This is a genomic window from Massilia oculi, assembly GCF_017582745.1.
Taxonomy (GTDB): domain Bacteria; phylum Pseudomonadota; class Gammaproteobacteria; order Burkholderiales; family Burkholderiaceae_D; genus Telluria; species Telluria oculi_A.
In genome coordinates, this window is the sequence record NZ_JAFVIM010000006.1 from 309,718 (window position 1) to 321,058 (window position 11,341).

Sequence of the window (11,341 nt, forward strand, 5' to 3'; positions counted from 1 at the left end):
CTCCCTGTTGTTATGTTGATCAGGTCTTGAACGTCCTGATATTGCAGAGAGAATAACGGGTGCCGGATGGGTTCAAATCGATGAGAAGAGCGGTATTTATCCCCGTATTTACCCTTCTTCGCCTACACCATCAAGCAATCAGTCCGCGCTGGCGCGCCTCTTTTACCCATTGCGGGTATTCGTTCATCAGGAGGTCGTACAGCGCGCCGTCCGAATGCTCGTCGGGCGAGGCCACCGAGAAGAAGTCGGCGTTGTCGATCAGGCGGCCATCGAGTTCGTCCAGCTTTTCCAGGAAGGGAAAGTCCGAGTCGGCGAAGTTGGCCAGGGCCCTGGCTTTCGACTTGCGGCCCTTGCCGATGCCCATGAACTGCCAGAAGATCGGTTCGCGGCTGGCCCAGCGCAGCTGGCGCTCGGTCAGCGGCTTGTCCGAGGTCGAGCCATCGGTCACGAACATCACGTACACCGGCACCTCGGCCTTGACCGGAGCCTTGCGCTCGCCGCCCCCGCCGTCCGGGAAGTAATGCCGGCGCACCGCCTCGAGGGCGGCGCCGTAGCGGGTATCGCCCTCGAGCGGATGCTTGTCGATGATGCGCTCGATGTAGTTCGACCAGTTCGAGAGGCCCATCGGGGCGCCGCGGTGCACGTTGCGGCCGAACAGGAAGACGTCGATCTCGCCGTCGTCGTCGAAGCGGCAGCCCAGCGCCAGGATGCGCTCGGCGAACTGCTGCACCAGGCCCTTGCGGTACAGGGTGCTCATCGATCCCGAGATGTCCAGCACTAGGCAGACCTTGGCCCGGTGCTGCGCCAGGCCGGCCTTTTCGAGCGACACCGTCGCCGACTTGACCAGGTTGACCAGCTGCGGCGCGGATTGCGCGACGCGCTTTTCCAGGTCGACCGAGGCGGCGCGCGGCGTAGCCGGTGGCGGCGTTGGCGACGGTGGCGCATCCGCGACCGCGCCGCCGAAATGCCGCACCAGCGCGTCCAGCCCGCCGTTGAAGCCCTGGCCGACGGCCATGAAGCGCCAGCCGCCATCCTTGCGATACAGCTCGCCCAGCATGACCGCCTTCTCGCCGGCGAAATCGCGGCCGCCGAAGTCGAAGCGCGCGAATTCGCCCTGCGGGCCGACGAGGCGCAGGCTACCCGCCTGCAGTTGCGACATGAGCGCGCCGCCGTCGGTGCTGGCCACGATGCTGAGCCGTTCGATCCATGACGGCAGGCTGGCGAGCCGGAAGCGGAAGCCTCCGGCGTCAACGGTAACGGCGCCACAAGGCGTCGCCGGCTGGTTGAAGAAGGTCATGTAGCGCTCGTCGGCCAGCTTGCCGCCGGCGTCGAGCGCGAAGCAGGCAAAGTCCAGCGCCAGGCCCTGCGCCGACAGGCCGGCCTGCAGGACGCCGTCGGGAACCGATTGCGCCAGGGACAGGCGCTCGCCGCGTTCCAGCTGCTTCATGTCGGCCTCCAGTCAAGTTGAACGGGTGGACGGAAAATCCGTCCACCCTTCGATATTACCGTTCGCTCAGCCCTTGTCCAGCGGCTGATCGTACCCATCGTCGACCCGGTTCACGATCACGGTCGCGATGCGGCGCTCCAGCACCTGCGCCACCTCGAACCGGAAGCCTTCGATCTCGACCGCGTCGCCCACCTTCGGCAGGGTGCCGAAGCGTTCCAGCATCAGGCCCGCCAGCGAGGTGTAGTCGTCGGTGTCGCCCACCAGGGCGTCCACCTCGAGCACCTGCTCCAGGTAGTGCAGGTCGGCGGTGCCGTCGACGCGCCAGCGGCCCGGGCCGAGCTCTTGCACCACCGGCTGCTCGTCCTCGTCGGGGAACTCGCCGGCGATCGCTTCCAGGATGTCGATCGGTGTCACCAGGCCCTGCAGGGTGCCGTATTCGTCGGCGATGATCACCAGCTGGCCATGCGAGCGCTTGAGGCGGTCCATCACCTTCAGCACGCCGCTGGCGTCGGGCATGATGATAGGCGCGCGGATATGGGCCTGGTCGATCGCGCCCGACTGGGTCAGGTCGGCGATCAGGTCCTTGGCGCGCGCCACGCCGATCACTTCGTCGAGCTGGCCGCGGCACACCGGGAAGAAGCCGTGCGGCGTGGCCAGCAGCTGGGCGCGGATGGTCTCGGCGTCATCCTCGATATTGATCCACGAGATCTCGGAGCGGTTGGTCATGATCGAGCGCACCGAGCGCTGCGACAGGCTCAACACGCCGCTGACCATATTGCGCTCCTCGGCCTCGAACGCCGGTTCCTCGGCCGCTTGCGCCTCGGCTTCCGGCTCGTCGTGGTGGTCGGCGCCGCGCTTGCTGCCCAGCAGGCGCAGCACGGCGTCGGCGGTGCGGTCGCGCAGCGGGATGTGCGCCTCTTGCTTGATGAAGTTGCGGCGCGCCAGCTGGTTGAAGAACTCGATCACCACCGAGAAGCCGATCGCGGCGTACAGGTAGCCCTTCGGAATGTGGAAGCCCAGGCCTTCGGCGATCAGGGAGAGGCCGATCATCAGCAGGAAGGACAGGCACAGCACGACGACGGTCGGATGGGCATTGACGAAGCGCGTCAGCGGCTTCGATGCGAACAGCATGACGCCCATCGAGATGATCACGGCGGCCATCATGACGCCCAGTTGTTCGACCATGCCGACCGCGGTGATCACGGCGTCGAGCGAGAACACGGCGTCGAGCACGATGATCTGCGCCACCACGGCGGCGAAGCTCGCGTACTCGCGCTTGCCGCTCTGGACGTGCGATTTGCCTTCGACGCGTTCGTGCAGTTCGATGGTCGCCTTGGCAAGCAGGAAGATACCGCCGACCAGCAGGATCAGGTCGCGCCCCGAGAACGACAGGGTGCCGATGGAGAACAGGGGTGCGGTGAGCGTGACCAGCCACGAGATCATCGTGAGGAGGCCAAGGCGCATGATCATGGCGAGGGACAGGCCGAGCAGTCGTGCCTTGTCGCGCTGGTGCGGGGGAAGTTTGTCCGCCAGGATGGCGATGAAGATCAGGTTGTCGATGCCCAGGACGATCTCGAGCACGACGAGGGTGAGCAAGCCGACCCATATATTCGGGTCAAGTAGCCATTCCATTGGAGAGTTTTGTAGTTAAGGAAGGGGCATTGTACGCGATCGTGCCGGCATCGGGGGAGAACTGGCAGCGCAGCAGCATCGCCATGCCGCTGGCTTCAAATCACCCCCTCGCGCGCGAGCCACGCCAGTTTCTCGTGGTCGTAGCCGAGCAGGCCGCCATAAACGTCGCCATTGCTGGCGCCGAGCGCGACTGCCGGCCTGTTGAAGCCGGTGAACGCATCCGACATGCGGATCGGCAGGCCGCCGGCCACGACGTCGTCCACCGCCCCATATACCGGGTGTTCGAGCCTGGCGGTCTCGCCGCGCGCCAGCAGGCCAGGATCGCGCATCGCCTCGGCCGGATCGCGCACCGGGCCGTTGGGCACGCCGCAACTGGCCAGCAACGCGCCGGCGGCCCCGGTGTCCAGGGTGCGGGTCCACGCGCCCACCATCTCGTGCAGGACGGCGTGGTTACTCACCCGCGCCGCGCGGCTGCAAAAGCGCGCGTCCTGGATCAGTTCCGGACGGCCCATGGCGCGAAACAGGCCGGCGGCGAAGGCATCCTTCGGCGCGCTGATCGCGATATGGCCGTCGGCCGTCGGGAACACGCCCGATGGCGCCAGGCGCGCCAGCACATTCCCGGAGCGGGTGGCATGCCCCAGCTTGCGCTCCATCTCGAAAGTCTCGGCCGCCACCAGCGCGCTCATGGTCCCCAGCAGCGAGACGTCGACCCGCTGGCCCTGCCCCGTCGCCCGCGCCTGCAGGACGGCGGCCAGCGTGCCGATGGTGGCGAACAGCGGCGCGGCCTGGTCGCCGATGGGGATGCCGACCCGCACCGGCGCTTCGCCTTCGGCGCCGGACGCCATCATCAGGCCGCTCATCGCCTGGATGACGATGTCCACCGCCTTGCCCAGCCGCGGATCGGCATCCGGGCCGAAGCCGCTGATCGAGGTGTAGACGATCTTCGGGTCCGCTGCGCGGCAGCTCGCGTAATCGATGCCCAGGCGCTCGGTCACGCCAGGGCTGAAGTTCTCGACGACCACGTCGGCGCGGCGCACCAGGTCCATGAAGATGGCGCGCGCATCGGGATGCTTCAGGTCGAGGGTGACGGCTTCCTTGTTGCGGCCGCGGTCGAGGATGGCGAGCGACAGGTCGTCGTCGTGCCCTGGCGCGGCCTTGACGCCGTCGCGGCCCAGGAACAGCGAGTTGCCGCGCGCCGGATCGGGACTGTTCGGGTTTTCGATCTTGATGACCCGCGCGCCCAGCCCCGCCAGCAGCAGGGTCGCGTAGGGACCGGCCAGCATCGTGGTCAGATCGAGGACGGTCACGCCCGCGAGCGGGCCTGGCGGCTTGTCGGGATTATCCGGGTGGTGTTGCATGGCGGCGCCCTTTCACGGCAAATGCAGCAGGTGGAATGCGGACAGTCTAGCGCACGTCGGAGAGTCATCGCCATGGCGACCGATTCGGTGTAGAGTCCGGCCAGCCCACATGCAATGCGGCGATAACAATAACGGAGAACCACCATGCAGCAGCAGGACCGCGCCGACGGCGCCGTCAACGTCCAGGACTTCCTGAACGAACACCGCTTCTCTTCTTACCAATGGCTGATCTTCGGCCTGTGCTTCCTGATCGTGCTGCTGGACGGCTTCGACACCGCGGCGATCGGCTTCATCGCCCCATCGCTGGTGCAGGACTGGGGCGTGACGCGCCCCGCCCTGGCGCCGGTGCTCAGCGCCGCGCTGTTCGGCCTGGCCGCCGGCGCCATGGCGGCCGGCCCGCTGTCGGACCGGGTCGGCCGCAAGCTGGTGCTGGCGCTGTCGGTGCTGCTGTTCGGCGCCGCCTGCGCCTGGTCGGCCTTCGCCACCGGCCTGACCGAGCTGGCCATCCTGCGCTTCGTCACCGGGCTGGGACTGGGCGCGGCGATGCCGAACGCGGTAACCCTGATGAGCGAGTTCTGCCCCGACCGCAAGCGCGCCCTGCTCACCAATGCGATGTTCTGCGGCTTCCCGCTCGGCGCCGCCCTGGGCGGCTTTCTCGCGGCCTGGATGATCCCGCTGTGGGGCTGGCGCAGCGTGCTGCTGCTGGGCGGCCTGGCGCCGCTGCTGGCGGGCCTGTTGATCATCCTGCTGCTGCCGGAATCGGTGCGCTTCCTGGTCGCGCGCGGCGCCGGCCACGAACGCATCCGCGCCATCCTGCGCCACATCTCGCCAGGCGCCGACGATGCCCGCGCCTTCGTGACGCGCGAGGCCGCGCCCAACACTGAAGCCGGCGGCGGCGTGAAGGTGATCCTGTCGCGGCCCTACCTGGTCGGCACCCTGATGCTGTGGCTGACCTATTTCATGGGACTGGTGATCTTCTACGCACTGATCAACTGGATGCCGCTGCTGCTGCGCGACGCCGGCCTGTCGGCGCAGGACGCGACCCTGGTCTCGGCCCTGTTCCCGCTGGGCGGCGTGGGCGCGGTGCTGGCCGGCTGGCTGATGGACCGCTACGACGCCAACGCCGTGATCGCGACCTGCTTCGCGCTGACGGCGGCCACCATCTTCGCCATCGGCCAGAGCGCGCACGACCTGGCGCTGCTGATGGCGGTGGTGCTCGGGGCCGGACTGGCGATGAACACCGCGCAGGCTTCGCTGCCGGCGCTGGCGGCGGCCTTCTACCCCACCCGCGGCCGCGCCACCGGCGTGGCCTGGATGATGGGCATCGGACGGCTGGGCGGGATCGCCGGCTCCTTCCTGGTGGCGGAGCTGGCGCGGCTGCGCTTCGGGATCGAGGGCATCTTCGGCGTCGTGGCAGTGGCCGGGGTGGCGGCCACCCTGGCGCTGCTGGTCAAGCTGGCCGTGGAACGCGCGGCCAGGCGGCCGACGTAGACGTCAATCGGCGACCCGCGCCGCCTTGCGCGCCGGCAGCATCGGCTCGAGCAGCTGGCCACCCAGCGTGGGCGGGCATGGCGTGTCGGTCCCGACTTCGGCCGGCCAGTGCTTCGGCAAGTAGTGGCTGCCGAATAGCCGGTCCAGGAACGGCAGGGTCGACGCGTAGTTGCGGTTGATGTGGTCGTGGCGGCTGTGGTGCCAGTGGTGGAAGGCCGGCGTCGTCACAAGCCATTCGAGCGGCCCGAAGCGCCAGCGCAGGTTGGCGTGGATGAAAAAACCCCACACGATGCCGAGCGCGATCAGCAACGCCGGCGTGCCGCTGCCGGCCATGCCGGGGCTGGCCAGGCCGATCACGTACAGGGGCACCAGGCCGAACAGGCGGGTGATGACCATGTCGACCGGGTGGCTGCGGGTATTGGCCAGGAAGTGCATGCGCTCGGTGCTGTGATGCAGCGCGTGGAAGCGCCACAGCCAGGGAATCTCGTGGCTGAGTCGATGGCCCCAATAAAAGCCCGTTTCGGCGATCACGAACGCCAAGCCGATGCGCAGCGCCTGCGGCAGCTCGGCGACAGCCGTCTTGAGCGCGGCCGGCACCAGGTAATGGGCGGCGGAGGCCAACAGCGCCATCGGCACGGTGAGCACCACGACCGGCACCAGGCTGCTGATGAAGTAATAGGTCAGGTTGTGGCGCAGCTCGGGATTCGGCTGCTCGTGGCGCACGCCGAACCAGCGCTCGAGCGGGACGAACAGCGCCGTCAGCAGCACGAGCCAGATGCCCAGCCGCAGTGCGGTCATGGCGAATTCGGCGAAGGTGACGTTCATGGCGGATGCGGCGATGGTGGAAGCGGTGTCGCTATGCGGAGCTTGCCGCCGGGCCGGCGGCGTCCGGCTGCAGAGAGCTGCAGCCGTTGGGACAGAGGATTAGGCCTGGCCCTTGCGGCGGCGGCGGGCCGTGAAGCCGATCAGGCCGAGGCCACCCAGCAGCATGCTCAGGGTTGCCGGCTCCGGCACTTCGGCATTCAGGGCGACGTTATCCAGCAGCATGAACGGCGGCGCGCCGGCGCCGCTGCCGTGGACCAGGAAGCTCAGCCATTGGCTGGCGCTGGTTGCCGTGAAGGTCATGGTGGCGGTCTTCCAGCCGCTGAAGCCGCTGTCCACGATGCTCAGCAATTCGGAATTCTGCTTGGCGCCGCCGAAATCGACTTCCCAGTAATTGTTGTTGTTCGGGCCCCTTTCGATGACCTGCTGGGCCAGCGCGAAATCGAAGGTCAGCGTATAGCTGTCGCCGATCGTCAGGCCGTTGACCTGTTGCTTGAGCGGGCCAGGGAAATACATCCAGTCCGAGGCGAAGAAATTGCCGCCGGTTGGGGAGGCAGAGTAGCCATTGCTCAGGCCAGTCGTGCGGTACTTGTCTTTCAACCAGATCGCGGACTTGTCGGTGTTGGCGATATCGCCATTCAGGACGAAGTTGTAGCGGCCATCCTTGCCATAGCCGCTTTCCCAGTGCGTCAAGGTAGTACGATCGGCGCGCGTCGTGGACGTGCCACCGGCCAGCTGCTTGTTGCCGCCGTTGGTAGTCTCTTCGAAATTGCCGTTCTTGATGAGGTTCGCATGGGCGACATTGGTGCTCAGCGCCGAGGCGGCCAACAGGGTCAGCAGGAAGGGTTTGATGCGCATGCGCGGACTCCGGAAAATGATAGGTGACGGTGAGTAAGCGCCGGCGTTTTCTGGGCCGGACGGTGGCTGGCGGGGAACACGGAAGCCCGCGGGGCCGATATGCTGGGCGCTGCCAAAATTGATAATTATCAATAATTATTGCACTGAAAATATTTTATCAGATTCACGATTGATGATATTCAATATTGAATTCGCAATGATATTTGCCTTAAGGTAATGTTTTTACAATTTCTCTTTGGCAATGGATTGTTAGTCGATAATGTTCTGCCAGAAAAGCTTGGCAATACAGGCGCCTGACGCGATCATCGGGGTCTCCCAGCATGGGAAAAGGTGACATCCGCCTGGCAGGAGCGCATGCAACGCCGTGAATGGAGACGAATTGCACACCTCTCTGGACGCATTGTATGGCTGCAAAAAAACAACAAGTCACCGCCGGCCATCCGCCAGCCGGGCTCTATCGCTCGATCGCCCTCATCGGCGCTCCGGTGAGAGGATCACAAAAGCTAGTGGTTCGATTATCTGCACACCGTGCTCGATTCCCGTACGGTGCGCGCTGCGGCCAGGCGCGTCGGCCCGCATCCCGACACCGACCTGGTTGCATGGTTCCCGGACGAGTGCTGATCAGGCGCCCTGCTCCATCGTACCGTCATAAAACGCATGGCCGTTCTTTCCCTGCCCCTTGATGTGGTACATGGCGACATCCGCGCGGCGCATCAATTCATCGATCGTGTCGCCGTCGTGGGGAAATACCGCGATCCCGATCGAGGCCGAGATCGTCACCTCGTTCCCACCGAGGTCGAATGGCAGATTCAGGCATTCCAGGAATTTGTCGGCGACCACGCGCGCGTCGTCACGGGCGTGCAGTTCGGGAAGGACCACGGTGAATTCGTCTCCACCCTGGCGCGCAAGCGTGTCGCCCTTGCGCAGGCAGCCTTTCAGGCGCGCTGTCACCTGCCGCAACAACGCATCTCCCTTGGCGTGACCCAGCGTGTCGTTGACCAGCTTGAACCGATCGAGATCGATGAACATTGCCGCCAGCTCGGTCTGGTTGCGCCTGGACTGGATGATCGCCTGTCCGAGGCGGTCCCTGAACAACAGGCGGTTCGGCAGATCGGTCAGGACGTCGTGGTAGGCATGGTGAAGGATGATGGCTTCGGCTTGCTTGCGCGCCGTGATATCGCGGGCGATCCCATACGTGCCGATGTATTTCGATCCGCCCCGGTCCGCATGGTCCAGGTGCATGCCGACCGCGTTGAGCGACACGGTGATCGATGCCTTGTCGAGGTCTTCCGACCGGGTCGGATTGGACCGGCAGGTCATGCGCAGTTCAACGTCGCGCGATGCCCGGTCGCCGGATCTTCGCTCGTTGAATGCGTAGCGCGCCCGGGCGAAGTCTTCCTGGTGCACGAGCACGGAATAATGCTGGCCGATCAGTTCGCGGCGATCGTAGCCCAGCATCTGGCAGGCCCGGTCGTTCACGAAAGTGAATCGCCCCTCGGGCTCGACCATGTAGATGAGATCCGGCGAGGTATCGACAAGGTAGCGGTAGGTGCGCTCGGACAGCTCGAGCTGGTAGGCGATGTCGCGGTTGGCTTGCCTGAGCCGGCGCTGGGTCAGGACATGGTCGATGGTCTGGAACAGATCCTGCTGGCTGAATGGCTTGCGCAAGAAGTCATGCGCGCCGCGTCGCATCGCGCCGATCGCGGCCTCGATCTGGACGTTCCCGCTGATGACGATGACGTCGGTTTCGATGCAATGGTGATTGATGAAGTCCATGACATGGTGGCCATCCATGTCTTCCAGGCTGAGGTCCAGCAAGACCAGGTCATAGCGGGTGTCGGACAGGCAGGCCAGTGCGCCGGCGCCGGAGCTTGCCGTGTCGATGTCGACATGGCGCTGGCTGAGCAACTCGCGCAGCGACGCGAGCATGCGTGGCTCGTCGTCCACGAGCAGTAATTTCGTCGACTGGTTCGCAGCAGTGAACGGCAAGTGGGGGGCGGCAAATGAATTATCACCGATCGTGAGGCGCGACTTTCTCGGGAATAGACTCATGTCTGTGTGGGCGCTTGCGGCTCATATGGCTCAGTCGAGCAGCGCAAGGATGAAGTATGTTTGGAAAGGTTGGCTTATGCTTTCTACATTAACATGCGCAAGGCTGTTCAAATACAAATTGACAATTCTTAAAGTCAGTCGTTAACAATTCCTTGGGCGCAACATCCTCGCCGACCTAGAACAAAAGGCCAACCACGGATGGCGTTCTTTTCGCAGTCCTGGCGAAGACATGAACGTCAGCGCTTCGATCATCACCTGATGAAGCCTTTTCACTTAAAGATATCCGCTAAATTTTCGACATCGTCAGAACGTTGCGGTCGGCACAGGCGCGCACGCGTGGAGCAACGAGGATGTCGTGTTTCTGATAAGCTATATTTCCAACTGACAATCCAACATGCCACATGGACGGCAACTTACCCAGCGACTACAAGATACTGGTGCATACGGCGCTAGCGCAAACTAAAGGACATATTGGTTTCTTTTCCATCCACGCTCTGACCTCGCGTTGGGATGGACCAGATCCGATCTTCGTCGAGATCGCTGACCAGGCCTCGGCATGTTCGAGCATCGTGGTAGCCATGCGCGAGGCATACCTGCGCGCATGGGACTGGATCAATACCCGGTAGCCAGCCATACCTGTTCGAATCCGCTAACTGGGGCCAGGCAGTGCGCGGCCGGCGGCCGTCATTCAAATTTATCGCGGCCACGCCTGCTCCGGTGTCAGGGCGTCACTGGCGTATCGGTCAGCCTGCTACCAGGTTCCACCCGGCCAGGAGGCAGTGGGGACTGCAAGAAAACGTTCCGCCTCGGCGCCAACCTCCCCGACGCCTACAAGGCCTGGGCGGAGCAGTTGCAGGTGGTCGACCACGCGAAGACGGACCGGGTCTGCCGGCGCCTTCCGGAGGTCGTCAAACACCTGCGGTAGTGATTTAATTAGTACAACCCAAATCTGTAGTAGACAGGGCAAAAAAAATCCTCCGGAACCGGAGGATTTCCTTTTTTTGATCAGCTACTTGTTTTCTGGCGTAGAAAGGGGGATTACCTACCGTCTTGCTTGGCTGTGGGAGCGTGGTCATCGCTCTGCGTCTCTTGAACGACTTGTGGAAATGATTCTCAGTTTTGAATAGGTCTATGCGTTCATCTCAACAGCGCATCACAACTCTTTAAAGCAGTGCCCGCTTAATCATTATCTTTAAGGCAAAAGCGACAGGGCAGAGGAAGCTTGGCCCCCAGCGACTCCGACACAGCCAAGAGTGTCCTATTTGGACACTCTTGGCTGTGTCGGAGACAATAGCTCTGTCGTGAGTCGCCTGCCGCATCTTACCTCACCAAAATCTTCACGCCCATGACACGAATATATTTTGGTTTCGTTCGTTTTACTGTCGCTTGAACGATAGGTGTGGCTGTAGCGTCGGCAGTAAAATTTCTCGATGGGCCAAAAGTAAGCGACAATGACTTAGACCAAGCGAGGAGCTCAGCCGGGGTCTTACACATCGGGTCTCGGGCAGAAGTCGCGCAAAATAGACCAGCTAACGGCGCCAACCGATTCCCTACAACCGGTAATCCCCCCATTTTTAGAGCACGCTAAAAGTAGAGGTTAAGCGGCGAGCGCCAATTTCTGTTTTGGCGTAATACCGCCGAGCGCCATGTTAGGCCGGTCGTGATTGTAGGTCCACAACCA

At 63.8% G+C, this 11,341-nt stretch carries 8 protein-coding genes; 2 read left to right on the plus strand and 6 right to left on the minus strand.

The features are described 5' to 3' along the window. Positions 1-130 precede the first annotated feature (130 nt). From J3U95_RS10170 to J3U95_RS10180, 3 genes are all read right to left on the minus strand, one after another. Positions 131-1,447 carry a VWA domain-containing protein gene (locus J3U95_RS10170; RefSeq protein ID WP_208278475.1) on the minus strand — a complete coding sequence of 439 codons (1,317 nt, stop codon included), beginning with the start codon at positions 1,445-1,447 and terminating at the stop codon, positions 131-133. 66 nt (positions 1,448-1,513) lie between these two features. Beyond that, the gene (locus J3U95_RS10175; RefSeq protein WP_208278476.1) at positions 1,514-3,079 is read right to left on the minus strand and encodes a TerC family protein; all 1,566 of its coding nucleotides are present in this window, start codon (positions 3,077-3,079) and stop codon (positions 1,514-1,516) included. Positions 3,080-3,174: 95 nt separating this feature from the next. Next, complete coding sequence (locus J3U95_RS10180; protein WP_208278477.1) at positions 3,175-4,437, minus strand: CaiB/BaiF CoA transferase family protein; 1,263 nt, start codon at positions 4,435-4,437, stop codon at positions 3,175-3,177. 144 nt (positions 4,438-4,581) lie between these two features. Here J3U95_RS10180 and J3U95_RS10185 point away from each other — a divergent pair, with 144 nt between their 5' ends. Next, entirely contained in the window at positions 4,582-5,928 is a 1,347-nt protein-coding gene (locus tag J3U95_RS10185) for an MFS transporter (protein WP_208278478.1), read from the plus strand. 3 nt (positions 5,929-5,931) lie between these two features. On the opposite strand, the gene J3U95_RS10190 is transcribed toward J3U95_RS10185, so the two are convergent. The 3 genes from J3U95_RS10190 to J3U95_RS10200 all read right to left on the minus strand — a co-directional run bounded on the left by J3U95_RS10190 (position 5,932) and on the right by J3U95_RS10200 (position 9,660). Further along, positions 5,932-6,753: a sterol desaturase family protein gene (locus J3U95_RS10190; protein ID WP_208278479.1), complete on the minus strand. Its 822-nt coding sequence runs from the start codon at positions 6,751-6,753 to the stop codon at positions 5,932-5,934. Positions 6,754-6,852: 99 nt separating this feature from the next. Beyond that, positions 6,853-7,608, minus strand: a complete 756-nt coding sequence (locus J3U95_RS28310; RefSeq protein WP_229519744.1) for a PEP-CTERM sorting domain-containing protein — start codon at positions 7,606-7,608, stop codon at positions 6,853-6,855. A gap of 621 nt (positions 7,609-8,229) precedes the next feature. Beyond that, entirely contained in the window at positions 8,230-9,660 is a 1,431-nt protein-coding gene (locus J3U95_RS10200) for a diguanylate cyclase domain-containing protein (RefSeq protein ID WP_109344594.1), read from the minus strand. Between the two features lie 401 nt (positions 9,661-10,061). Between J3U95_RS10200 and J3U95_RS10205 the strand changes: the two genes are divergently transcribed. Next, the gene (locus tag J3U95_RS10205; RefSeq protein WP_208278480.1) at positions 10,062-10,286 is read left to right on the plus strand and encodes a hypothetical protein; all 225 of its coding nucleotides are present in this window, start codon (positions 10,062-10,064) and stop codon (positions 10,284-10,286) included. Positions 10,287-11,341 lie beyond the last annotated feature (1,055 nt).